Below are 23,846 nucleotides of genomic sequence, written 5' to 3'. Positions count from 1 at the left end.
GCCTCCCTTCAGCAGAGCTTGAGCTTCTTGAGCAGGTCCGCCGGGAGGGCGGAGGGGACGGCGAGGTCGTCGCTGCACTCGGGGCGCACGTACCGCGCGATCTGCTCGTCGGTGAACACGGCGGCGTCCACGTTGACCTGGCTCGCGACCTTCTTGCCGGCGAGGACGTCCAGCGCCGTGTCGAGGCACTGCGCGCTCTGCTCGGGCGGGAAGGCGCTCAGCGCGAACGGCACGTTCTTGCCCTGGACGGCCTTGAGGAAGGCGTTCGTCACGTCGCCGGTCAGCGGCGGCACGGGTTTGCCCGCCTGGCTGTAGGCCTCGTACACGCCGAGGTCGGTGATGGCCGAGTCCGACCAGATCGCCTTCAGGTCGGGGTGGCGGGCGAGGAGCTGCGCCGCGACGGTCTTGGCCTTGGTGGCCGACCAGTCGGTGTTCTGCTTGGCGACGACCTGGATGCCCGGGTACCTGCTCGCGAAGATCTTCTCGGCCTGCTTCTTCGGCAGTTCCGCCGTCGGCACGCCCGCGATCCCGGACAGCATCGCGATCTTGCCCTTGCCGCCGATCCGCCGCGCGATCCACTCGGCCCACAGCGTGCCCTGCAGCTCGTAGTCGCGGGTGACGGTGCTGACCGCGCCGGACCCCGGGCCGAGCCGTCCCGAGCACACCACGACGGGGATGCCCTGGCTCGCGGCGGCCCGGACCTGCCCGGTGATCGCGTCCCCCATCGGCACCACCACGAGGGCGTCGGGGCGCTGCGCGACGAGCTGCTGGACGTTGTCGACCTGCTTGTTCACGTCCCCGTTCGCGGACGCGTAGAGGACGTTCGCGCCGCGCTGCTCCGCGCGGTACTTGAAGGCCTCCTCGTTGGTGGTGGCCCACGCGTTCGTCGGCCCCTGCGCCGCGAACGCGACTCGGTAGCCCTTCTTCGGGCGGTCCTTGGCGAAGCGGCCGGTGTCGATCTGGCAGACCTGGGTCCCCGCGGCCGGGGTCAGGCCCGGCAGGCCGATCGCCTCGCCGGCCTTGCGCCAGCTCTGCGCGTACTGCTGCCGGAACGACTCGGCGACCGGGCCGCTGCAGTCGGCGGCGGCGCCGAGCCCGGTGCCCGGCGACTCCCGCTCGGTGCTGCACCCGGCCAGCACGAGCGCGCCCGCGGTGACCGCCGCCACGGCGGCCCTGGGGAGACGGAACGGCACGGGGACGACCTCCTCGAAGCGTTGGCGGAGGGTGCGGCGGCGGCGCGTGCCGGACGGGCCGGTCCGGCGGCGTCCCGGGGCGCTCATCGGGTGCCCGCCGGGGCCGGTCCGCGCTGGCGCAGCCACGTGGCCAGCAGGATCGCCGCGCCCTGGACGGCGAGCTGCCCGCCCGTCCCGGCGCCGAGCTGGATCATCCAGACGATCAGCACCGCGAGCAGCGCCACGCCGAGGACGGTGTGCCCGATATGGCCCTTGCCGCCGCTCAGCGCGACGCCGCCGATGACGGCCGCGGCGAGCGAGTTGAGGTCCAGGCTGCGCGACAGCTGGGCGTCGACGTGCCCGGCGTAGCCCGCGCTGATCAGCCCGGCCAGGACCGCGAGCAGCGCGCTGGCGACGTAGCCGGCGGCGATGACCCGTCCGGTGCGGATGCCCGACAGCCGCGCGGCCCGCGGGTTCGCCCCGGTCGCGTACAGCCGCCGCCCGGCGCTCGTCCGGGCGAGCACGACGGCCGCGACCGCGGCGATCGCGGCGAACACCCACAGCGGTGTCGGGACGCCGAGGACGCGGCCCGACCCGAGCGTCTGCACCGCGTGCGGGATGTCGCCCGCCGCCGCGCCCCGCGTCCACGCCGTGATGCCGCCCTGGACGAGGACGAACACCGCGAACGTCGCGACGAACGGCGGAACGCCGCGCAGCACGACCAGGCCCGCGTTCACCGCGCCGATCGCGATGCCGGCCAGCGCGGCGAGCAGCAGCGCGGCGGGCAGCCTCCCGCCGTCCCCGTCGGTCTGCGTCGCGACGATGACGGTCGTCAGTCCCATCACCGCGCCGACCGACAGGTCGATGCCGCGGCCGAGCAGGACGACCGTCTGGCCGACCGCGGTCACGCCGATCAGGCCCGCCTGGAACAGCACGAGGCGCAGGTTCGCCTCGGAATAGAAGCCGGGGGTCAGCAGGGCGGCGGCGACCAGCACCAGCGCCAGGCCGCTCAGCGGCATCAGCGTGCCGGCCGGGGCGAACCGCGCGGCCCGTCCGGCGGTCAGGGTCGTCATGGACCCTCTCCTCTCTCGCGTCCCCCGACGTGTACTTCCTCTTGGCCGACTGGCGCGCAGAAGGCGGCGGCGACGCCTGCGTACAGGTCGACCGCGCCGCGGAGCGCGCCGATCGAGACCCACTCGTCGGCGCCGTGCGCCCGGCGCAGCAGCCCCGGCCCGAACGCGGGCAGCACCGGAACGTTCCACGCCGGTTGCAGGAAGGCCGCGTCGGTCGTGCCGGGGAACATCGCGTCCGGCGGCGTCCGGCCGAGCACCGCCCGGCACGCGGCCCGCACCGCCTCCGGCAGCGGGCCGGACGGGTCCGACACCGTGCCGGGCAGGTAGCCCTGCTCGTCGAACTCGACCTCCAGGTTCGCGCCGGTGCGCGCCGCGACCTCGGCGACGAGCTCGGTGACCGGCCGCCGGACGTCGTCGCGTCCCGTCCCGGGCAGGAGCCTCACCTCCGTGTCGACGCCCATCCGCCCCGGCAGGACGCCGAACCCGACGCCGCCCCGGAACGCCAGCGCGGTGTTCACGGTCGTCGTCCACCCCTGGATGCCGTACGGGTCCTCCGGGGACGGGATGGACAGCCCGGCCAGCGCCACCGCCGCGTGCGCCGCGTCCACCCCGGCGTTCCGCGTGCCCGCCGCGCCGGACAGGCTGGAGTGGCCCTGCCGCCCGTACGCGACGGCCCGGAGACGGGCGATGCCGCGGCTGCCGAGGTGGAGCGTGTCGTAGTCGTCCTCCAGGCCGCCGGGCTCGCCGATGAGGACGGCGTCGGCGCCGAGGTCGCGGCCCGCCTCGGCGAGGTACTGGGCGCCGTGGTAGGCGCCGTCCTCCTCGTCGGCGGTGAACAGCAGGGACAGGCGTCCCGTGCGGAGCGCGCCGCCGCGCGCAAGGTTCCGCGCGGCGAGCACCATGGCGGCCAGCGCGCCCTTCATGTCCGCCGAGCCGAGCCCGTACAGGCGGTCGCCGGAGACCTCGGCGCCGAGCGGGTCCACCGACCAGGCCGCGTCGCCGATCGGCTTGGTGTCCATGTGGCCGCACAGGACGAGGTGCCGACCGCCCGGACCGAAGTCGAGGGTGAGGAGCAGGTTGGGGCGGGCGCTGGAACTGGAACGCTCCAGCACGGTCGGCGCGGGCAGCCCGGCGTCCACCGCCAGCTCCGTCAGCGCCGCGGCGACCGCGCGCTCGTCCCCGCCCGGGTTCGGGCTCGGGATCCGGATCAGCGCCCGCGCCATCTCCACGACGTCGCCACCCGCATGGGACCGGACGGTCACTTGTAGCGCTCCGCCCAGTCGTTGCCCTGCCAGGTCTTGAGGTCGACCGGCTCCAGGCGGAACAGCCAGCGCGGCTTGTCCAGCGTCGGCTCCAGGTAGCGGGGGCCGTTCTCGCCCAGGTAGCGGACGCTCATCCGCTCGGCGATCGGCAGCCACTCGCCGTCCAGGCAGGGCTCCTCCACGAGGTGCGCCCGGCACTGCGCCACGACCTTGCGCTGCGTCCCCGCCTCGTCCACGGTGATCGCGCAGCGCCCGTCCCTCGCGAGGTGGCGGCCCCAGGCGGAGCGCTCCCGCGGGACGACCCAGAACGACGAGCCGTCCCACTCGTGCCAGCAGGGCACCACGTACGGCCAGCCGTTCTCGTCCAGGCAGGCGAGCCGGGCGATCTGGCCCTCGGCGAGGAAGGCCGCGACCTCGCCGGCGGCCAGCCTCCCGACGGTGCCGCGCCAGCTCTCGTCGGCGCCGGACGGCGCGGGGGCAGCCTCGCTCATGAGACCTCCTTGGTGTCGTGTCCTGCGGTGCGGTGGCCCAGCCGCGCGGACAGCTCCGCGGCGGCCTCCAGGGCCAGCTCGGCGATGGCGGGCAGGTCCTCCCGCGGGAACCGGTAGGCCGGGGCCGACACCGACAGCGCCGCGACGGCCGTCCCGGTGTGGTCGAACACGGGGACGGCCACGCACCGGACGCCGTCCTCGTTCTCGATCTCGTCCACGGCGTAGCCGCGCCGCCGGGTGGCCGCGAGCTCGGCGGCGAGCGCGTCCGCGTCGGTGATGGTGTTGGGCGTGCGCGCGGTCAGCGGCCCGTCCAGGACGGCGCGGACGGTGGCCTCGTCGGCGTGGGCGAGCAGCGCCTTCCCTATGCCGGTCGAGTACAGCGGGTTCACGCTGCCGACGACCGCCGCGGGCCGCACCGCCTGCGGGCTGTCGCTCTTGGCGATGTACAGCACCTGCAGCCCCTGCCGGACGCCGAGGTAGCAGGTCTCGCGCGTCCGCTCGGTGAGCCCGCGCATGAGGTCCTCGGCCCGCTCGCGGACGTCCAGCCGGTGGAGGAAGCGCTGCCCCCACACCGCCGCACGCGGCCCGAGCTCGTACCGGCCGGCCGCGTCGGTGCGCAGCAGTTCGCTCCCGCAGAGCACGTCGAGCAGGCGGAGCACCGTGCCGCGCGGGACCCCGCTGGCCTCCACGAGGTCGGTGAGGCGCTGCGGCCCGGCCTCGGCGACGAGGTCGACGAGCGCCAGCCCCTTGACGAGCGCCTTGGCGGTGCCCGTGGCCTCCCGCAGCACTTTGGACTCGACGTCCATTCCCGTTCTGGACATAGCGCCCATTCCTAGCAGACCGCCTCTGACCTGTGCAAGAGCGAGGCCCTCCCTCGCTCGTCGCGCGGACTGAGAGGATGATCGGCATGGGAGATTCCGACGAGGCCTACCGCCGGCGCACCGCCCGCGTGCTGCTGGTGGACGCCGCCGACCGCGTCCTGCTGTTCCGCTGGCCGAAGGTCGCCGGCCGGCCCGAGACGGGCTACTGCTGGATCACCCCGGGCGGAGGCGTCGAGCAGGGCGAGACGCTGCGCGCGGCCGCGGTCCGCGAGCTGCGCGAGGAGACCGGCCTGAGCGTCACTGCCGACGACCTCGGCCCCCAGATCGCCCTCACCTCCGGCTACGCGGACCTCGGCTGGGCCAAAGGGCTCTTCCGTGACGACTTCTTCCTGGTCCGCACAGCCGCCCACGACATCGACACCGCGGGGTTCACCCCGATGGAACGCGAGCATGTCGGCGCCCACCGCTGGTGGACGATCAAGGAACTGGTGAGCGCGGAGGACGCGGTCTACCCGCTCAAGCTCGCGGACCTCCTCACCGATCTCCTCGCGGGGCGCATCCCCACCGCCCCGGTCCGCCTCCCCTGGCACCACTGACGCACGCTCACGCCGGGACCGCCAGGCGCAGCGCCCGGTCGGGGTCGGCGGACCAGACGGCGCCCTACCGGACGTCGTGATCCGTTCCCTCGCCGACCTCCCCGCCGCGCTCGCCGATCACCGCGAGTGGGCCGAACGGTAGCGCGAGGGCGCGATCCCGTACATGTCGACGAAGGCCTGGCGCAGCGTCTCGGCCGACCCGAACCCGCAGCGCCGCGCCACGCTCGTGATCGGGTGCGTCGTCGTCGCCAGCAGGTGCGCGGCCGCCTCGGTGCGGGCCTGCCGCACGTACCGTCCCGGTGTGCGACCGAGGTGCTCGAGGAACAGCCGGGTGAGGTGGCGCTGGCTCACCCCCGCCAGCGGGGCCAGGGCGGCGGTGCTCAGGTCGCCGTCGAGGTTGCTCGCGACGTGGTCGGTGATCCGCCGGACGAGGCTGTGCTCGGGCGGTGGCGAGGTCGCGACGAACATGCTCATCTGCGCCTGGTTGCCCGGGCGCTGCAGGTAGGCCACCACTAACCGCGCCACGCCGCGTGCGAGCTCCGGTCCGTGGTCCTCCTCGATGAAGGCCAGCGTCAGGTCGAGCGCGCTGGTGACCCCGGCCGAGGTCGCGACGTGGCCGTCCCGGATGTAGATCGGCTCGGGGTCGAAGGTGACCCGCGGATACGCCTTGGCGATCTTGTCGACCCACATCCAGTGCGTGGCGGCGTGCCTGCCGTCGAGCAGGCCGGCCGCGGCCAGCACGGCGGAGCCGGTGCACACCGACGCGACCCGGCGGCTCTCCCTGGCCAGCCGGCGCACATGCCCGACGAACCGCTGGTCGGCCGCGGCCTCCCGGTAGCCCAGCCCGCCCGACACGATCAGCGTGTCCAGCGGCCCCTTGAGCCGTTCGAGCGACTCCTGCCCGTGCAGCGTCATCCCGTCGCTGCAGGTGATCGGCGCGCCTCCCGGGGTGGCCAGGCGTACCCGGTAGGGCGGGTTCGCACCCCAGTTCGCCTCGTCCAGCGTCGAGGTGACGCAGGCGATGTCCAGCAGCTGCGCCCGGTCGTATCCGACGACCACCATCAGCCGTTCGTCCACACGCAGACTCTATGTCGAAGGACGGGGGCGCCAAGTTTTCGGACATCGTCCTCACGTTCCGTTGCCGCACGCGAACCGGCTCACGAAAAGTGAAGGCATCGACTCTTCGAAGGAGAATTCCGATGTCCGAGCTCCGCGTTCACAACCTCGCGATCTCGCTCGACGGCTTCGCGACCGGTGAGGGCCAGGCCCCGGACGCGCCGTTCGGGCACGCCGGCGAGCGCCTGCACGAGTGGATGTTCGCCACCCGGTTCTGGTTCGAGATGGGCGGCGGTCAGGGCGGCAGCGTCGGCGCCGACAACGCGTTCGCCGAACGGCACGGGACGGGCATCGGCGCCGAGATCATGGGCGCCGGCAAGTTCGGCCCGCCGAACTGGCAGGACGACCCCGACTACAAGGGCGCCTGGGGCCCCAACCCGCCGTTCCACACACCGGTCTTCGTCCTCACCCACCGGCCCCGGCCCTCCATCGAGATGGAGGGCGGCACCACCTTCCACTTCCTGGACGCCCCACCTGCCGAGGCCCTCAAGGTGGCCCAGGAGGCCGCGGACGGCCAGGATGTGCGCCTGGGGGGAGGGCCCACGGTGGTCCGCGAATTCCTCACCGAGGGGCTGGTCGACCACATGCACGTGGTCCAGGTCCCGCTCCTGCTCGGCCGAGGCGTCCGGCTCTGGGACGGACTGGAGTCACTGGAAGAGGTCTACGACATCGAGGCGACCTCCACGCCAAGCGGCGTCACCCACCTGACCTTCACCGCCAGGCGCCGGTGACCCGTGGACGCCTTCATCAAAGAGGTGGCGTCGTTGGTCGCCAGTGTCGACGACGAGCACGAGATCACGAAGCGCGTCGCAGCCCGACTATCGGACCTGCTGGCCAGCGATTACCGGCTTCCCTCGGAGCTCACCCGGCCGCTGGACGACCACCATGCCAACTACCCGCTCTACATCGCCCCTGACGACAGCTGGTCACTGGTGTGCGTCGTCTGGGACGTAGGCCAACGCACACCCGTCCACGGGCACGAGACGTGGGGCGTCGCCGGCATCTACGCAGGCGCCGAACGCGAGGTCCGCTACGTCAAGCCCGAGGCGTCAGAGCCGAGCAAGCCCCCGGACGCCGGCCGGTGAGCACGTCTGGGAACGCGGACAGGTCACCGTGTGCTGCACGACCGACGACGACGTCCACGCCGTCACGGCCGTAGGCGACGAACCCACCGTCGGAATCCACGTTTACGGAGCCAACATAGGCACCATCTCCAGGCCGCTGTACGACCCAGCCACCGGAGAAGTCCAATGGTTCACCTCCGGCTGGGACACCCCACCAAGTCAGTTCAGCTAGCCCATGCGCGGGGCTTTTCGGAGTTTGGTTAGTACTACGCCTTGGATGAGGTCGGTTTCTAGGGGGCCGAAGTGCCGGGAGTCGTAGCTGTCTTCGGCGTCGCCGACGACGAAGACGTGGCCGGGAGGGACGGGGACGCCGCCTGGTGCGGTGTCGCCCGGGAGGGCCACGACGCGCTTCAGCACCAGGGACGGACCGTTGCGGGAGCCGGTCGGGTTCAGCGCCTCCGGCAGGCGGACGAGCACGACCACGTTCTTCACCAGGGCGCGGGGCCCGCGGCGGGCGACCAGGACCCGGTCGCCGTGGTGGAACGTCGGGTGCATGCTGCCTCCCCGAACCGTGACGATGAGGAGGGTGATCCTGGCGGCGACGACGCAGCCGCTCGCCGCCGCCAGGATCACCAGGAGCACGGCCATCTGCCTCCGTTCATTTCCACGGTCGCGGCGGCCGGCAAGGACGGTCGGTCCGCATGCCTTTCAGACTTGAGTGCGGTGCGGGCCGTGGCCCGCGTCGGTGTGGCGGCTCAGTGCCTCAGCACTTGCCGTTGAATTGTGCGTAACAGCCGTCTGAGGGGTTGCTGCTTCTCGGGCAGGTCCGGAACCAGAAGGTGCTGTTGCCCACGAGGCAGCAGTTCCAGTCGCTGCAACGATCGGTGCAGCGGTCGACCTGGCACGTCTTGTAGGCCCAGGCGTCCGTTTCCGGGAGGATCAGCGACAGCGCCTTGTCAGCGAGCCGCTCGATGCTCTTGATCATGGCTTTCTTCCTTTCCATCGAATGTGCCGAGCAATGCGGACCGACCGTTAGCGGTTGTTGCGTCGCCGTAGCCTTCGGCTTGCAGGGCGAAGAGCCGGGCGTACAGGCCGTTCGCCCGGCAGAGATGTGAGTGGGGGCCTTGCTCCGCGATCCGGCCGTCCGAGAGGACGACGATCAGATCCGCCTCGCGCACCACGTTGAGCCGGTGCGAGACGAGCAGGGTCGTGCGCCCAGCGCGGTGCTCGTCCAGCCGCCGGTGCATGCGGTGCTCGGCCTCGGCGTCCAGCCCGGCGCTGGGCTCGTCCAGAATGAGCAGGTCGTGGTCGTCCCGCAGCAGCGCGCGGGCGAAGGCGACCCGCTGCCACTGGCCGCCGGACAGGACGACGCCGGCTTCCGGATCGTCGCCGTCCTCCGTCTGGAAGGCGCGGCTGAGCAGCGTGTCGTAGCCGCGCGGCATCGCCTTGATCTGCGCGTGGACGCCGGCGGTGCGGGCCGCCCGCTCGATCCGAGGCCGCTCGTGGAGCGCGGGCGGATCACCGACCCCGATGTTCTCGGCGGCGGTGAGGTCGTAGGTCATGAAGTCCTGGAACAGCGCGCCGATCCGCCGGCGCAGTTCGGCCACCGGCACCTGGCGGATGTCGACGCCGTCCCAGAGGATCGCCCCTCGGGTCGGGTCGTAGAACCGGCACAGCAATTTGATGAGCGTGCTCTTGCCCGCGCCGTTCAGGCCCACGAGCGCGACCGAGGCGCCCACCGGAACGGTCAGATCGACTCCGCGCAGAATCCATGGATGCGCGTCGTCGTAACGGAACCAGACGTCCCGCAATTCGATGCCAGAACGCAAGGGCTTCACGTGGGCGCCGGTCGGCGGCCCGGGAAAGTCGTCCGGGGCACCGACCACCTCAAGATGGTGACCCAACGACAGGAGCGCCTGGTGAGCGGCGCCGATGCCGCTGACCAGCGCGGCCAGCGCCGCCTGCACCCCTGCCACCGCGGCGGCGAACGCCGAGACGTCCCCCACGCTGAGCCGCCCGTGGGACGCGGCGCGCACCGCCCAGAGAAGCCCGGCTCCGGCGATGACGCCCCCGGCCAAGGCCAATACCGCCTGCACGAGTGCGGTCCGTTTGTCCAGCCGGCGCTCGCCGTCCTGGATCCTGGTCAGCGTGCCCAGCAGACGTTCCCGCAGAAAGGATTGCAGGCTGAAAAGGCGCACTTCCTTGGCGGCGCGCACGTCCGTGATCAGCGACTTGTAGAACAGGTAGCGCCGATTGGCGGGTGAGAGCACCATCATCATTCCCACCTGCTGCCTCGACAGCAGGATCTGGGCCATCAGCGCCGGGACCGCCGCGCCCACCAGGACCACCGCCATGACGGGACTGAGGACGTACAGGGTCACGAGCAGGCTCACCAGCGTCAGGACACTGCGCCCGACGTCGAACAACCCCGTCGTGGCCGGAGTGAGCGCGGAGCCGGTTGCCAGCGAGGCCATGCGCAGCCGGTCCAGGAACCGCGGGTCCTCGAACCGGGCCAGCCCGGAGAACGAAGAGACGGCACTGTAAAGGCGGTCCTGGACGTGCCGGTCCACCCGCCGCACCAGTTCGCTGTCCATGAAGGCCGTCAGGTTCGGCACGACCGCGGTCGTGAGGCCGATCGCCACCAGCGCCGCGGCCCACCACAGCGCCGACGCCGCCGGACGCCCGGACGCGATGGAGTCGATGACGGCCTTGGTGGACCACGCGGTCCCCGCGGGCAGCAGACCTGTGACGACGGTGACCGCGAACAGGCCCAGATACATCCACGGGCCGGCGCGCAGGCACAGCAGCGACGCGGCGGCGAGCCGCCTAAGCCCGGAAGGCGCCCACCGCGCTCGGTCCACTTCAGCTCCGTGCCGTGGTGACCGTGGCGTCCGCCTTGGCGATCGTGGGGTCCGCCCGGACGATCCTGCCCGCGACGTCCACTTCAAGGAACGTCGGGAACATCGTGATGTCCAGCAGCTCCGCCAGGGTCGTGGCGTCCGCCCCCGTGACGGCCATCGCCTCACCCGGCAACAGGTCCACCAGTTCGGTGGCGTCCTTCCCCGTCCCGGTGACCACCGCGAGCGCGGCGTCGGTCCCGAGCGTCCCGAAGGCCGGCGCCTGCTCGTGGCACGGGGCGCATCCGGCGCTGAAGAAGCCGATCGACCACGACCGGCCGACCATGGACCCCGAAGACAGCCCCACCTTTCCGGTGGTGGTCACCGAGAATTCGGGAAGGCGGCGGTTCTCGAACCGTTCCAGATAACCGGTGTCACCCAGCTTCTCGGCGAAAGAGAGCATGGCGAAGCGGGTGGAGTGATTCCGCAGGCGGCGGAGCACCGCGAAGGTCATCAGCATGTCGAGAATGCAGAGAATCCCGACGAGCAGGACTCCCGCTACGAGGTAGGGCATCGTGGGGGACCTCACCATCTCGACCGAGCGAACGTGGACCTGCCGGGACGGATGAGAGCACCGCGAGCCTCGAAACCCCTCACCACTCCGGCTGATCTCTTCGCTGGCACGAGTCGAAGGGACGGATTTCCGAATTCATCGTGACGTCAGGCGGGAAAGTATCTTCCGTTCTACGGAAGTGTCAGATCCATCCAGTTGCAGCGTGCTCACGGAAGTGACATGGACGAGATCTAAGCACCGATCGGCTTCAGGTCGGCTTCAGGACGGCTTCGCCGATTCGCAGCTCGGATGACAAAACCGCGTCTCCCGCAGCCGCAGACCCTCGGCGAGGAAGAAGAAGTCGAACTTCCCGCGCTCTAGCCGATCCAGGCGTCGTGGAGCTGGATGCGGCTCGACGCGTCGAACAGCACGCCGTGGACCTTCTTCGCGACGCCCAGCTCTGTCTGCAGCTCCACGACCGGGACCGTGTAGGCGTGCTGGACGATCTGCCGCTAAGCCCGCGCGACCAGGTCGAACCGCTCGGCCTGGTCGGTTTCGGCGGCCTGGCCGTCGAGGAGGGCGTCCAGGTCGGTGGCCGGAATCCGGTAGGTGTTGGCGAGCTTGGACGAGAACGAGTTGCGCGGGATGTCGGGATCGGCGCGGGTGATGTTGGCCCAGAGCAAGTCGAAGTCCCCGGACGTCTGGACCTGTGTGAGCGGCGCTGGGGACGAGCACCGTCGCGGGTGGCCGGTGGCAGGACACGCCGTCCCCCGAACGCGCCGGCAGACGGCGGCGAGCCCGTGAGCCTTCTATCGTCCTCATGGGCCGCTTCGGCGATCGGAGCCGTTGCCTGGATGCGGTGATTTCGGGGATCGATGACGCTGTTATGGCGAGAACATGGCCGATCGAAAAGATGGCATGCTTTCTCTCAATGATTTGATGATAATGCCGACATGATCGAGAAAACCCGGCGTGCCGTCCCTGCCTTCGTGCTCAGATGAATGCGGCAGAGGAGACTTTCGAACTCGGGGAACGACATGGGCAATAGGTGGTTTCGCACGATCGCGGCGATCGGGATGGTCGCGGCGGTTCTGGCGGCCGGACGTCCGCCGGCGGCAGAGCGACGTCTAGGCGCGATACTGGTCCACGAGGCGTTCACCGGGGCCACAGCGGATGCCCGCTTTGTGGGTTATGGAGCCGCATGCCTGACGGGTGCTCCGCGCGGGGGATTGGTCGCGGAAGGCACGAACCATCCGCTCGGCGGCTGCCACCCGGATCCGGCCGGCCCTGTCCCACCGGTGGGCGCGGCCCCGCACGGCTATCTCCAGCTCACCGATGCCCATCTCGAAGAGACCGGCGCCGTGCTCTTCGACTCACCGGTTCCAACACGGGACGGTCTGGAGGTGACCTTCGAGCAGTGGCAGTACGGCAACACCACGCCGACCCCTGCCGACGGGATCTCCTTCTTCCTCACCGACGGCGCCGGACAGCTCACCACACCAGGCGCGTTCGGCGGAAGTCTCGGCTACGCCCAGAAACTACCGGACGACAGTCCGGACGCCTATTTCGTCCCCGGTGTCACCGGCGGCTACCTCGGTCTCGGACTCGACGTGCTGGGGGACTATTACGGCGACGGAGAAAAGCGCGGAAATGGCTGCCGGCGACGTTCTCCAGCCGGGACTTCGCTCCAGCCGCCCCCTCCCGGCCCCAACATCGTGACCGCCCGCGGGCCAGGAAACGGCGTCAACGGATACTGCGTCCTCGCCGCCACGGCGGGCGAGAAGACCTCCCTCGGGACCTGGCGGTCGACACTCCCGGGCCGACTCCACGGCGGGCCGATGACCATGCCCGCCAACGTCACGCCGACGCGGGCCGAGACCCTGCTGAACCCGCTCAAACGAACCGTCCGCCTCACCCTGGCACGCCAGCCGGCTCCAATGGTGACGATCGACATCGACTTCCAGGACGGAAACGGCTACCGTCTGATCCTGCCCTTCCCCGCCCCCGAACCCATCCCCGCCACCATCAAGCTGCGGCTTCGCAGCCTCCACAGGCCCCAAACCGACATACACCTAATCCGCCAGCTCACGATACGTTCCTGACACCCCACCACCCACCCGAAAACCGGCCCGTGCGCCAACTGCCGGGGGAACACAGCAGAGGATGGCGACGACTCCCTCACGCAGGGGAGGAGGTCGGCCCGATCGGGAGATCGGTCGGGGCAAGGTGGGGCGGCATCTTCGGTGGTCAGCGAGACCACTCTCAGGAGGAACCACGATGATCCTCGCGAGCGCGCCACCATCCCTTGCGGGCGTGGCTGGTCGCTTAGAGTGCTTCCGCATGGCACGGCCCTCAGGCAGCGCGAGGTAAACACTCTCGCCCTCCGGTTACGAGGTGCGGGGCCCTCGCCGTCACGTCCCGGACGGCCAGGCGTCGGCCCGCGAGCCGACACGGGCAGATGCCTATCAGGGGCACGCACTCCGCCTGCGATCCAGCGCGGTTTGCGTCTCGCGCGGTCGGGGAACCACCATCCCTTCCACTCGAAAGAAGACGAACTCCGAGGTGAGGTCGCCTTGGCAGACCATTCCGCTCTTCCGGCGTGCATCGAAGTCATCGACGATGCTGTTTAAGGCCAGTATGGGCGAGTAAGGGCTCGACCACTCTCCTCGTAAAGCTTCTGCTTTTCCGTCAAAGGAGGTCGCAGATGCTGGGGTGGAGCAAATTGACATACTCCTCATCTACGCGTATCACCGCTCAGTTCATCCAATCTCCTTCGGTCATCGCCTCCATGGTCGCCTTTCTGGTGCCATTGGGTTTCTGTCTTCTCCAGCCATGGACCGTGGTATCGATCGGCACGGGCGCAGTTCTGCTCTCCGGGGTCCTGCCGCAAGGCCCGGGCTGGAGGGCGGTCATACTTGACGCGGCGAAGGCGGCGGTCGCGTTGTCTCTCGCCGCCCTGGCGGTGACGGCCGCAAGACTCCCCACGCTAATGCTCGACTCACGCCAGGTCGTCGCGCTCACCGTGGCCGCCATGCTGATGGAAGGCGCGATGAGCTGGTCGGCCCGAGTGGTCCTGATCGCCGATGGTCTGATCCGGGTGGGCTGTGCCGTCGGGTTCGCGATCCTCATACTCATGGCAGACAGAACCGGACAGTTGCTGTGGGGCGGCCTGGCGCTCATTCCCGCGGTCATCCACTATCTGAATTTGCGGGTTCTGTACGTCCACGAGAAGGCCTTGCGCACGGCGGAGCGGCTGTTGCAACTGCATCCACTGATGGCAGAGTGGCGCATGGCCCCGGAGAGGATGGAGCCTTTTCTTCATTGCCTACGGCAGGTCATGGGTTCTGATCTCCTGGTGCTGCACACCGTCCTTCCCGCTGGTCAGGTGTGGGTGGAGTCCTCAAGCTCTGACACAAGGCTCCACGATGCCCGGCCACGTCACCTCAGCGGTTTCGAACCCTCGGATTTCTCCGAGGCGCCCGGAATAGTGCCGCGGCATGACCTGCCGGACGGCTGGCGAGCGGGGGTGCTCGTACCTCTTCGCGCACCGGACGGACGGGATGCCGGCTACATGCTGTTGGGCTGGACTCGGCGCAGCGGCCCGTACTTGGCCGCGTGGATGGTCACCGGCGTTCTGGGCGGGGCGGTGGCGAGCACAGCGCACGCAATGGGTGCCATTTGGACAGATGTATGGGCAACCGATGAACTGGAGCGGGAACGCGCCCGGCTGAGCGCCGTCATCGACCACTCGGACATCGCGATCCTTGCGATGGAACCCTCAGGAAGGGTTGAAATCTGGAACGCCGCCATGGCGGAGTTGGTCGGCACCGCCGCCGATGAGGCCGTAGGCATGCGTGCCGTCGACCTGTTCACGTTGACCGACGAGAAGGGGGAGACGGTCGACCTCGCCGATGCGCCTTACGGTACCGTCGAACTCAAGACGAAGAGCGGGCGCTCACTGTGGGTGGAGATGTCCTGCTCGAAGTCGGCATCCTTTTCCGGCGCCCTGATCACTGCCGCTTTCGTGGACAGGTCGGCGCGGCGCAACCTAGAATACATGCGCCAGTTGATCCTGCTGTCCGTTCATCACGAACTGTGCGGCGGTCTTACCATGATCGGCGGGCACGCACAGTTTCTCGGTGACGGTGTCACTGATGAAGGGACGGCCGGGTCTGTCGCCGCGATCGTGGAATCTGTGCAGATGATGGAGCGTGCCATCGCTGATCTGGTTCGGGTGGTGAGCCCGGATTCGCCGTCCGTCCAACCGGTGACGGAGACCGAAGACCTCGATCTCGTGTGTCTGCTGCGGAAAACGTTGACGAGCCTGCCGTCGGTGGCGAAACGCACGCTCGTATCAGCGCCTGAGGAAATGGGCGTGTCCTGTGACCCGGTGCGGTTGCGCCAGTGCCTGCATCTGGTTCTCGTGAACGCGGAGAAGTACGCGCCCGCGGGCAAGGTCACGATCGAGGTACGCAGGGAGGCCGGATACGCTGTGGTCACGATCGCCGATGAGGGGCCAGGCATACCGGCGGACGAACTCGACCTCGTGCTCAAGCCCTACTATCGATCCGCGTCGACTCAGGCTCTGCCCGGAGCGGGGCTCGGTCTCCATATCGCCAAGACGATGATGTGCGCCATGCAAGGCCATATCGAGCTGACCTCTGCACCATCCGGCGGCCTACAGGTAGACCTCAGACTTCCGCTCGCCACTACCGAACGTGAATCATTTCGAAGGCCCTGAGAACGACATGGCCAGCTCCAGTACCTCCGCCTGCGGGCAAGGCACAGCCGCCGCCGTGGCCGCCAGCGCGCGGCGGAAGAAGGCGTCCGGGGACGCTGATCAGCACGGCAGTTCGACGAACTGCACTGTGGTGGGCGCCCCCCACCACGCCGGTTCCGTGCGGCGGACGGCGGCGCGGAGCATCTCACCGGGCCGACATGCCGCAGTAAACGGCGATCGACCGCCCGGTAATGGGACGACGATGCCGGCGATCCGTCGCCGCTGGCCGAGCCGCCAATGTCTCGTCGTGGACCTCCTCGCTACCTCGATGGGCACCATGCCGACGCGCTGCACACCCAGCGCTATCACGCCCGCTTCTTGGTCACCGAGCCCGCAACCGAGTCGGACGAAACGGCAGCATTAGGCCGAGTCGTCCGGCTGTCGGAGGCTTCACGTCGATGACTGCGCGAATTGATCAGCGTATTCACGCAGCCGGAGTCCGCGCCCCGAGCCGTTCCGGGGCGCGGACACTGGCGCTGGGGCAATGGCGTAGCAGCGATCGCTGCGGTTTGCAGGGCCGACGGCGACGGGGGCGCGACAGCCGAGCGAACATCGAGCGAACACGGGGACATGCCGGGACAGAAATTTGGATCTTTGCGGTGGTAAGACTGCAGGTCAGACGGGGGAGCGCCCGGCATCCGCGGGCCCCTGGCGGCCAAGCTCACGGGCCGGGTGTGGTGCGTGACCTTCGTGACCGTTGGAGAGCTGTGGCAGTGGGCCGAGATGCGGAGCTGGGGGCCTCGCACGCGGGACGAGCTTGAGGCGTGGCTGAGTCGGGTCGTCGTCCTGGACTCAGATGAGGACGTGTGCCGGACGTGGGGACGTATCTGCGCGTCGGCCCGTCAACGTGGCCGGCCCCGACCGGCCAACGACTCTTGGGTCGCAGCGTGCTGCGTAGCACGTGGCGTACCGCTGGCGACCTTGAACCTCAAGGACTTCGAGGACTTCACCGCACACGAAGACCTCACCCTCATCACAGCCTGAGCGCTTATAGCGGCGTAGCCGCTGTTTCTCCCACCTTCCTCCTCCGACCCGTCGAGACCCGTACCTAGCGGCGGACGGGTTCTGTCAAGGGTGGCGCAGCCATCACGTAGTGACGCTTGGGTTCGTCCGCGACTAGCGGATCTGGCTCAAATTCCGTGAAGCGGTCACGGTCTGTGCAGAGTCACTCGGTGAAGGCATGGGCGGTAAGGACGCGAACCATGACGCCCCCGAAACCGGCCCCCTGAAGGTGCTCCCGCCAACGCTTCGGGGCCCGGGGCATCCCAGGGGAGCGACATGACGAACAGACCGCGCACGTCCAGGGCGAAAACGACCGGCGCGTCGCCGATCAGGATCGCGGCGACGATGCCCGCGCCGGCCACCGCCAGGACGATCAGAACGATCAGCCCCGTCCGGAAGTCCGGCTGAACCACGAGATCATCCTGAACACCGCTCACACCGACATAGCCTCTTCTCCGGCCGCTCAAGAACTTGCCGCATCGGCGGCGATCCTCCGGCCGAGCCCTCCCGGGACGTGTGGCGGTGGGTCCTATCGCAAGAAGTCCGAGCGGCGAGGATCACCCCGGGCATCGGGACGCGGGACCAGTCAGCCGTTGACCCGGGAAGAGGTGAAGGGGCCTGGATGCTGCCAGGCCCCCTAGTGTGAGGGCTTCAGCTCGGCGCTGAAGCCTTGGTGATGTGTGACGGCCGTTGCTCGTGGCGGGTCAGGCGCTGTTGCGAAGAGTCTTCTCCCCGCAGTTGCTGCCGAACTTCACGGCCTGTTCCTTCCATGTACCGCAGAGGCGGACGGCCCCACCCCAAGAATCGATCCGGAGCAACCTGGGGTCATCCGCCGTGATCCGCACACGCCCACCGGGCGTATGCACCCGGAGCTCTCCGCTGGTCTTGCCGACCTTGACGGAGCTCCCCGCGCGATATGTGGACAGATTGGCGCTGGAGGCCGAGGTGATCTCCTCGACCTCGATGCTTCGGCCGGCGGTCAGACTCATGTTCCTGACCGGTCCGATAGCGGTGATCATGCCTCGGGTGTGCACCTCGAGGAGCTTGTCGAAGCCAACTGGGACGCGGATGGTGATGCCCATGACGGGCCCACCCCACCGCGGCGAGTCGCCCTCGATGATGAGGCGTTCCCCGTTGACGCGGATCAGGCGCGTTTCCTTGGGCATCCTGCCGAAGCTGAGGGCCGTCAAGAGGACCTGAATGTCCTCACGGTCCTCGGCGACGATGGTTACCGGGGCGCGCCCGCCGGAGACGAAGAGTTTGTAGGTGGGCTGCACGACCAACTGGCCCCGCTGGCGAAAGGGAAGCATGCAGTGCTCCTGAGTGTGAGTTGCGTTGCACACGCGCCGTTTGCGCGGGTGCCATGTCTCACCGTTCGGAGGGTCAGCCCATCCGCAAATAAGGGCTCTGGCTCAAACCGTGAAGCGGTCACAGAGTGTGTTTCGTGGTTGGTGCGACGGCCGAATCGCGGTTGGGTAACTCTGCGCGCATGGGCGCGGCCGCATCGTCAGGATCCTGTTCATCCCGGAACTGATCCCTACGAGCGGCCGCGAGGTCATTGTGCTGCATGCCCGCACGGGCGAGAACCCCTGCCGCGTCGACCTGGTCTTCCCGCACCTGAAGGATGTGCAGGTCGATAGCCTCACCGAGGTCGAAGATGGCGTCGTGGTCACCGCGCGGACCCAGACCACAAGCGCGGTCTGCCACCAGTGCGGAACCCCGGCCGCCCGGCGCCATAGCCGCTACCGTCGACGGCTGCACGACCTGGCGGCGGGCGGCAGACCGGTCGTGATCGTCCTGGAAGTGAGCCGGTTCTTCTGCGATAACACGGCGTGTGAACGACGCACGTTCGCTGAGCAGGTGCCGGTGGTCACCAGGCGGCACGGCCGCCGCACAGCGTTGCTGCATCGGCTGCTGGAACGGCTGGGCCTGGCCTTGGCGGGCCGAGCGGGTGCGCGGCTGGCGGGCATGATCGGGCTGCGTGCGAGCAGGTCCACGCTGATCCGCCTGGTCCAGGCGCTTCCAGACCCGCCGGTCGGCCTGGTCCGGGTGCTGGGTGTGGACGACTTCGCCACCCGCCGCGGCCACGTCTACGGCACCGTGCTGATCGACATGGACACCCACCGTCCGATCGACCTGCTGCCCGACCGCCAGGCCGAGACCCTGGCCGCCTGGCTCGCCGAGCATCCCGGCATCGAGGTGATCTGCCGTGACCGCGCCGGCGCCTACGCCGAAGGCGCCCGCAACGGCGCGCCGAACGCAATCCAGTGCGCCGACAGGTGGCACCTGTGGCACAACCTGATTCAGGCCATCGAACGATCCGTCTCCCGGCACCGCTCCTGCCTGCGCGATCCGCACCCCGAACCGGAGCCCGCACCGCCCATCCCAGAACCGAAAGGCTCGACCAAGTTCGTCGAACGCACCCGCGCCAAGCACGCCCGGATCCACGAACTCAAGGACGCCGGACACGGCATCCGCTCGATCGCCCGCCAGCTCGGCATGAGCTCTGGCACCGTGCTCCGCTACGCCCGCGCCGAGATCGCCGACGAGCTGCTGTGGGGGCAGTGGACCACCAAGCCCAGCAAGGTCGACGACTACAAGCCCTACCTGCGCCAGCGGTGGAACCAAGGCGAACGCAACGCCACCCGGCTGCTGGAAGAGATCACCGCGATGGGATATCGCGGCAGCTACGGAGCGCTCAGCGCCTGCCTGCGGCCCTGGCGTGTGCCGGGGCCGGTCACCGCGGCGGCGCCCTCGGCCCGCAGGGTAACCGGCTGGATCGCCACCCGCCCCGAGCGGCTCGACGAACAACAGCGCCTCCAGCTCAAGGCGATCTTGACGCGGTGCCCGGAACTGGACGCGCTCGCCCGCCACGTCCGTGACTTCGCCGTCATCCTCACCCAGCGCCAAGGTCAGGACCTTCCGGCCTGGATCGCCGGGGTCCGCGCCGATGACCTGCCCAGCCTCCACGGCTTCGCCACCGGGTTAGAGCGCGACCTGGACGCCGTCACCACCGGGCTCACCCTCTCCTGGAACTCCGGCCCGGTCGAAGGCCACGTCAACCGCATCAAGATGCTCAAACGCCAAATGTTCGGCCGAGCCGGATTCCCGCTACTGCGCGCGCGGGTCCTCAACGCCCACTGAAAAGGAGCGACATTGCACTTTCAGCAAATCTGGCACGCCGACAGATCTCCGCCGGTCTGCGGCGCATCGCCCAGGCACGCCGTGACCTTGCCCTCCAGCATCCGCAGGACCGCGAGATCTACGAGGCCGAGGCCCGCGCCTACGACAACGCCGCTGCATGGTTCGCGTCCTCACCGCCCATGCCTCCACCGAGTGACTCTGCACAGACCGTGACCGCTTCACGGAATTTGAGCCAGATCCGCGCGTTTCACGGTCACAGCCATGACGCCCGTAGGGCGCCCTTGACAGGTTCCGGCCGCCGCCATCCTCAAGACATCGGGTCGGGGGAGCCCGCACCCTTCCAGTCCAGCTTGTGACGGCCTGTCGGTTGGGCCTGCTGGAATGCGGGGATGAGTGAACATCCTCAACTGGTCACGCAGTTGCTCAGGGCAGTGGTCGCGTACACGTGGTTCTTCGAGACCTGCGACGAGACGGTGTTGGACGACGACACGGCGCTCAAGCAGCAGGAGTACGCCGGTTACCTTCTCAACCGGCTCTCCGATGCGGACAAGCAGCGGGTTGCTGACGAACTGGCGATCCTGGCGGCGAGTGAGACGGATCCGGCGTACCGAAAGTTCGTGAAGGCGTTCGCCTTCGCCATGGGCCTGGTGGAATCCGAGGAGGGCTGAGGCGGCGGCGCGCCCCGGCGGCGAGCGGTTGGAGCGGGGCCGGCGGACGTGGCGCGATGCGCGGCCCGGCGTGGCCGTCCGGTGACCGGCGCCCACGCCGCACCCTCCGGGCGGCGGCGTGAACTCGTCCTACAAGGTCAAGTTCTGGAGATCAGGCCGAACAAGGCCGGGGCCAGGTCGCGCGAATAGTTGGTCGCTGTCGTTGTCCCGGTAGATCGTCTGAGCACATCGGATCAGCTACGCAGTGTGACGATGCTGGCAGGTCGAAGGATGTAGGTGTGGCTGTCACTGGCGGTTCCGTTGTTCCCCGGACCGTTGACGGGTGATGCCCTTGGCCTTTCCTCCGTCCGCGCGGAGGTGCACGGCTTGGAAGGGTTAGCCGACCCACCGGCGGGTGTACTCGATGTGGATCTCTCGCCCGCTGCCCGCCAGAGGGGCGTCAAGTTCTTTGCAGTAGTGGAGATTGAAGTCCTCCCGCAGCTCGGCAGGGGGGTGGTAGTGGGGGCCGTGCTTGAAGATATCGAAAAAAATGCCCGCCGTTTCACGGAACACCTTCGCGCTGCCGACCATGAACATCGTCTCGGCGTGGACGTGCTGGTGAAACACGTCACGGTACCGTCGGTGACGGTGGGCGTCGTAGTCGATCGTGCCGTCGCCGGGCAGATCGTCTGGGGAGAGCCGCACCGTGCCCGTTGCGCCGCGCCCGAGACCTCCACGCAACCGTTTCCAGTGATGCGGCTTGAATTGCAGAGAATGGTGTAGGAGCACTAGATCAAGAGGGGGCTCCTCCAGAGGATACTGAGTTCCGCCTGCCGGGAGGGCGCCGCCGCGGAGAGGCAGATAAATCAGCGAGCGCCGTGAGCGCGCGGCCAGCAGCCAGAGCATGCCGACATATCGGGCGGCACCTGCGTCCACATTCATCTGCAACCCGCCTCGCGCGGGGTCCTGACCGATTAGTCGCGCGCGGGTGAGCGAGTCGGCCGCGCGGATGATGCGGAACTCCTCGAGTCCGAGCCGGATGCGATGATTGGTGATCCTCATAGCCGCTGTTCTCACCGCTGATTGTCCACTTGTCGGCCGCTGGATGACTGTGCGTATCTGCAGCCGAGGCTGCGTGGATAGAGGCTATGCGTGGTTGAAGAAGTGATCAAGGACGCTGTGGTGGCCGGCTGTCCCAGCGATGGGTGGTCCAGGCTCGCCGGATCAAGTTGCGCAGTTTGATGATGGTGTCGGCCAGGTCGAAGAACGCGTTTACAACGATCTCGTGGCGTTCGTGGCGTTCGTGGCGTTCGTGGCGTTCGTGGCGTTCGTGGCAGCGGGCAAGCCGGGCGAAGGCGTTGTGCCAGGCATTGGTCCGCTCGATATGCCAGCGCCCGCTGGCTTGTACCGGCGCTTTGATGCCGATGCAGCCGTCCACCGCCACCTTCTCCAGCAGCAGCCCGACGATCCGGTCGTAGGCGTCAAGCGCGATCTGCTTGAGCCGGGCGAAAATCCCCAGCTTGATCCATTCGTCGCGGCGGGTGCGCAAGGTGGTGGCCGAGCAGGTGGTATCGGCGATGCCCTCATATGGGCAGCCGAACCGCAGCACCTGCAGCAGTTTGTCGAACACGACCCGGTCGCTGATGCGGCGGCGGTGGCGGCTCAGCGGATGCGCCGGGTCGTAGGCCGGCCGCCGGGGCAGCAACGCCTGGAACTGGACCCACAGCGGCTCGGCAAGCCAAGATGGCAGGGCAGGCACGGACGACCTCGCTCTCGTTCACAGGGTGTAGGCAACCACGTGATCTTGAGGCTCCGTGCCTGTGTTACTTCACCACAGCACCCACTACCATTCCGTGCGACCTCTAAGCCGGGAAAGGTCATCTCCTACACCGCGCGTTGGACCGTCTGTGGGCGGGAGAAAGCACGGACGTTCGAGAAGTCGGCGCAAGCGAAGAACTTCCTGTCTGATCTGCGGCAGGCTGCAAAGGACGGCGAAGCGTTCGACCTGGACTCGGGGCTTCCGGTGTCCATGCTCAAGGCGGCGACGGCGCGCACGTGGCTGGAGTTCGCGCGGGCCTACGTCAAAGCGCGCTGGCCACATGCTGCGGCCAAATCCCGTGAGGGCCTCACCGACACCATGACCGTCGTGACGCTCGTGTTCGTCAAGGAGATGCCGGGACGTCCGAAGGCTGCCCTTCTCCGTGTTCTGCTTCGCCAACACGTCTTCGTCCCGGACGCTCGCCGTCCAGACATCTCGCCTGACCTCGGCAAGGCACTCCGCTGGCTGGAGTCGGCGTCCATCCCCATCACCGATCTGGAGGAACCGCGGTTGGCGCGGGCCGCGCTGGAGGCTCTCGCGCTTCAACTGGACGGGCAGCCGGCGGCCTCCTCGACCTTCCGACGCAAGCGGGCGGTGTTCAAGCATGCGCTCGGTTATGCGGTCGAACTGGGGACCTGGCGGCGAATCCCCTCGACCGTGTGAAGTGGCGTCCACCAAAGCAGAACGGGGCCGTTGACCGTCGCGTCGTCGTGAATCCTGCGCAGGCGCGGGAGCTGCTGACCGCAGTGTCCTACGTCGGCCGGTCGCGCGGGCCTCGGCTGCGGGCGATGTTCGCGTGCAGCTATACCGACTCGGGGGGACCTTCGACGATCGCGGGCTCAAGCATCGGGAGGGCGATATCGTCCGGCCGGTTCCGATCCCTCCTGAGCTGGTGGCGATCCTCCGGGAACACCTTGACGCCTTCGGTGCGGCCGAGGATGGGCGGTTGTTCGTCACCAGTGGCGGCCAGTCGTTCTCTGGCTCGGCCTACGCGCAGGTCTGGAAGCGGGCTCGCGTCCTGGCGCTGACCCCCGATCAAGTCGAGTCCCCGTTGGCAGCCAGGCCGTACGACCTTCGGCATGCGGCTGTGTCGCTGTGGCTGAACGCGGGCGTCCATGCTCCCGAAGCGGCCCTGCCGGGCACGGCGTCGACGTGATGTTGCGTGTTTACGCTAAGTGCATAGATGGGCAACGCGACGTCGCCAACCAGCGCATCGAGGACGCGTTGGCATGATCGGCAACCACCGTGGAGAGGCTCCGGAGGATTCCGGGGCCTCTCTCCGTTTTTGCACTGACCTGCGGAAACGTGAGCCTAGTCATTCCGCGTATGTTCCGGGAACAGTTACGGCAGCTGTAATTGAGGCTCTGGCCTGCGGTGATCATGTGTTGGTGTCGGCGTAGGCGTGCCATGCCTGGTGGCATTTTCGGGCTCGGTATTGGTGGCGTCGGCGCCAGGTGGACCATGCGCGG

Annotated in this window: 24 protein-coding genes; 9 read left to right on the top strand and 15 right to left on the bottom strand. The window is 68.8% G+C overall.

The genetic code is table 11. The features are described from left to right. Positions 1-8 precede the first annotated feature (8 nt). From ABGB11_RS38660 to ABGB11_RS38640, 5 genes are read right to left on the bottom strand one after another with little or no spacing between them, the layout of a single operon-like run. Positions 9-1,319, bottom strand: a complete 1,311-nt coding sequence (locus ABGB11_RS38660) for a substrate-binding domain-containing protein (protein ID WP_347640475.1) — start codon at positions 1,317-1,319, stop codon at positions 9-11. Beyond that, the gene (locus ABGB11_RS38655) at positions 1,277-2,245 is read right to left on the bottom strand and encodes an ABC transporter permease (protein ID WP_347640474.1); all 969 of its coding nucleotides are present in this window, start codon (positions 2,243-2,245) and stop codon (positions 1,277-1,279) included. Before ABGB11_RS38655 ends, ABGB11_RS38660 begins: the two co-directional genes overlap by 43 nt. Continuing rightward, positions 2,242-3,507, bottom strand: a complete 1,266-nt coding sequence (locus ABGB11_RS38650) for a M20/M25/M40 family metallo-hydrolase (RefSeq protein ID WP_347640473.1) — start codon at positions 3,505-3,507, stop codon at positions 2,242-2,244. Before ABGB11_RS38650 ends, ABGB11_RS38655 begins: the two co-directional genes overlap by 4 nt. Further along, positions 3,504-3,998, bottom strand: a complete 495-nt coding sequence (locus ABGB11_RS38645) for a pyridoxamine 5'-phosphate oxidase family protein (RefSeq protein WP_347640472.1) — start codon at positions 3,996-3,998, stop codon at positions 3,504-3,506. The genes ABGB11_RS38650 and ABGB11_RS38645 overlap by 4 nt, the downstream gene beginning before the upstream one ends. Beyond that, positions 3,995-4,819 carry an IclR family transcriptional regulator gene (locus ABGB11_RS38640; RefSeq protein ID WP_347640471.1) on the bottom strand — a complete coding sequence of 275 codons (825 nt, stop codon included), beginning with the start codon at positions 4,817-4,819 and terminating at the stop codon, positions 3,995-3,997. The genes ABGB11_RS38645 and ABGB11_RS38640 overlap by 4 nt, the downstream gene beginning before the upstream one ends. 86 nt (positions 4,820-4,905) lie before the next feature. Between ABGB11_RS38640 and ABGB11_RS38635 the strand changes: the two genes are divergently transcribed. Continuing rightward, on the top strand, positions 4,906-5,415 hold the full coding sequence (locus ABGB11_RS38635) for an NUDIX domain-containing protein (RefSeq protein WP_347640470.1): 510 nt from the start codon (positions 4,906-4,908) through the stop codon (positions 5,413-5,415). Positions 5,416-5,532: 117 nt separating this feature from the next. On the opposite strand, the gene ABGB11_RS38630 is transcribed toward ABGB11_RS38635, so the two are convergent. After that, positions 5,533-6,492, bottom strand: a complete 960-nt coding sequence (locus ABGB11_RS38630; RefSeq protein WP_347640469.1) for a helix-turn-helix domain-containing protein — start codon at positions 6,490-6,492, stop codon at positions 5,533-5,535. A gap of 122 nt (positions 6,493-6,614) precedes the next feature. Here ABGB11_RS38630 and ABGB11_RS38625 point away from each other — a divergent pair, with 122 nt between their 5' ends. After that, positions 6,615-7,262 (top strand): dihydrofolate reductase family protein, encoded by a 648-nt coding sequence (locus ABGB11_RS38625; protein WP_347640468.1) that lies wholly within the window; start codon positions 6,615-6,617, stop codon positions 7,260-7,262. 33 nt (positions 7,263-7,295) lie between these two features. Continuing rightward, a complete protein-coding gene (locus ABGB11_RS38620; protein WP_347640467.1) occupies positions 7,296-7,616 on the top strand; it encodes a hypothetical protein in 321 nt (106 codons plus the stop codon). Positions 7,617-7,823: 207 nt separating this feature from the next. On the opposite strand, the gene ABGB11_RS38615 is transcribed toward ABGB11_RS38620, so the two are convergent. From ABGB11_RS38615 to ABGB11_RS38595, 5 genes are all read right to left on the bottom strand, one after another. Then, the gene (locus tag ABGB11_RS38615) at positions 7,824-8,243 is read right to left on the bottom strand and encodes a S26 family signal peptidase (protein WP_347640466.1); all 420 of its coding nucleotides are present in this window, start codon (positions 8,241-8,243) and stop codon (positions 7,824-7,826) included. Positions 8,244-8,358: 115 nt separating this feature from the next. Next, a complete protein-coding gene (locus ABGB11_RS38610; protein WP_347640465.1) occupies positions 8,359-8,580 on the bottom strand; it encodes a hypothetical protein in 222 nt (73 codons plus the stop codon). Continuing rightward, entirely contained in the window at positions 8,552-10,375 is a 1,824-nt protein-coding gene (locus tag ABGB11_RS38605; protein WP_347640464.1) for an ABC transporter ATP-binding protein, read from the bottom strand. The genes ABGB11_RS38610 and ABGB11_RS38605 overlap by 29 nt, the downstream gene beginning before the upstream one ends. Before the next feature lie 82 nt (positions 10,376-10,457). Further along, a complete protein-coding gene (locus ABGB11_RS38600) occupies positions 10,458-11,006 on the bottom strand; it encodes a hypothetical protein (protein WP_347640463.1) in 549 nt (182 codons plus the stop codon). Positions 11,007-11,497: 491 nt separating this feature from the next. Beyond that, complete coding sequence (locus ABGB11_RS38595) at positions 11,498-11,668, bottom strand: hypothetical protein (RefSeq protein ID WP_347640462.1); 171 nt, start codon at positions 11,666-11,668, stop codon at positions 11,498-11,500. Positions 11,669-12,022: 354 nt separating this feature from the next. Here ABGB11_RS38595 and ABGB11_RS38590 point away from each other — a divergent pair, with 354 nt between their 5' ends. Both ABGB11_RS38590 and ABGB11_RS38585 read left to right on the top strand, forming a co-directional pair. Further along, on the top strand, positions 12,023-13,087 hold the full coding sequence (locus ABGB11_RS38590) for a hypothetical protein (protein WP_347640461.1): 1,065 nt from the start codon (positions 12,023-12,025) through the stop codon (positions 13,085-13,087). A gap of 602 nt (positions 13,088-13,689) precedes the next feature. Continuing rightward, entirely contained in the window at positions 13,690-15,726 is a 2,037-nt protein-coding gene (locus ABGB11_RS38585) for a PAS domain-containing sensor histidine kinase (RefSeq protein WP_347640460.1), read from the top strand. A 1,187-nt stretch (positions 15,727-16,913) separates the two neighbouring features. Here ABGB11_RS38585 and ABGB11_RS38580 read toward each other — a convergent pair. Both ABGB11_RS38580 and ABGB11_RS38575 read right to left on the bottom strand, forming a co-directional pair. After that, a complete protein-coding gene (locus ABGB11_RS38580; protein ID WP_347634618.1) occupies positions 16,914-17,204 on the bottom strand; it encodes a hypothetical protein in 291 nt (96 codons plus the stop codon). 267 nt (positions 17,205-17,471) lie between these two features. After that, positions 17,472-18,077, bottom strand: coding sequence for a hypothetical protein (locus ABGB11_RS38575; RefSeq protein ID WP_347640459.1), 606 nt, complete (start codon positions 18,075-18,077; stop codon positions 17,472-17,474). Positions 18,078-18,327: 250 nt separating this feature from the next. Between ABGB11_RS38575 and ABGB11_RS38570 the strand changes: the two genes are divergently transcribed. Both ABGB11_RS38570 and ABGB11_RS38565 read left to right on the top strand, forming a co-directional pair. Beyond that, positions 18,328-19,911, top strand: coding sequence for an ISL3 family transposase (locus tag ABGB11_RS38570; protein WP_347640458.1), 1,584 nt, complete (start codon positions 18,328-18,330; stop codon positions 19,909-19,911). Positions 19,912-20,300: 389 nt separating this feature from the next. After that, positions 20,301-20,579, top strand: a complete 279-nt coding sequence (locus ABGB11_RS38565) for a hypothetical protein (RefSeq protein ID WP_347640457.1) — start codon at positions 20,301-20,303, stop codon at positions 20,577-20,579. A 375-nt stretch (positions 20,580-20,954) separates the two neighbouring features. Here ABGB11_RS38565 and ABGB11_RS38560 read toward each other — a convergent pair whose 3' ends face one another. Both ABGB11_RS38560 and ABGB11_RS38555 read right to left on the bottom strand, forming a co-directional pair. After that, on the bottom strand, positions 20,955-21,620 hold the full coding sequence (locus tag ABGB11_RS38560; protein WP_347640456.1) for a hypothetical protein: 666 nt from the start codon (positions 21,618-21,620) through the stop codon (positions 20,955-20,957). Between the two features lie 106 nt (positions 21,621-21,726). After that, on the bottom strand, positions 21,727-22,317 hold the full coding sequence (locus ABGB11_RS38555; RefSeq protein ID WP_347640455.1) for a transposase: 591 nt from the start codon (positions 22,315-22,317) through the stop codon (positions 21,727-21,729). A gap of 39 nt (positions 22,318-22,356) precedes the next feature. Between ABGB11_RS38555 and ABGB11_RS38550 the strand changes: the two genes are divergently transcribed. After that, positions 22,357-23,040: a hypothetical protein gene (locus tag ABGB11_RS38550; RefSeq protein WP_347640454.1), complete on the top strand. Its 684-nt coding sequence runs from the start codon at positions 22,357-22,359 to the stop codon at positions 23,038-23,040. A 133-nt stretch (positions 23,041-23,173) separates the two neighbouring features. Next, positions 23,174-23,533, top strand: coding sequence for a hypothetical protein (locus ABGB11_RS38545; RefSeq protein ID WP_347640453.1), 360 nt, complete (start codon positions 23,174-23,176; stop codon positions 23,531-23,533). The last annotated feature ends 313 nt before the right edge of the window (positions 23,534-23,846 follow it).

This window comes from Actinomadura sp. B10D3 (assembly GCF_039871695.1).
In the GTDB taxonomy this organism is placed as follows: Bacteria; Actinomycetota; Actinomycetes; order Streptosporangiales; family Streptosporangiaceae; genus Spirillospora; species Spirillospora madurae.
This window is presented reverse-complemented; position numbering and strand designations above follow the sequence as displayed.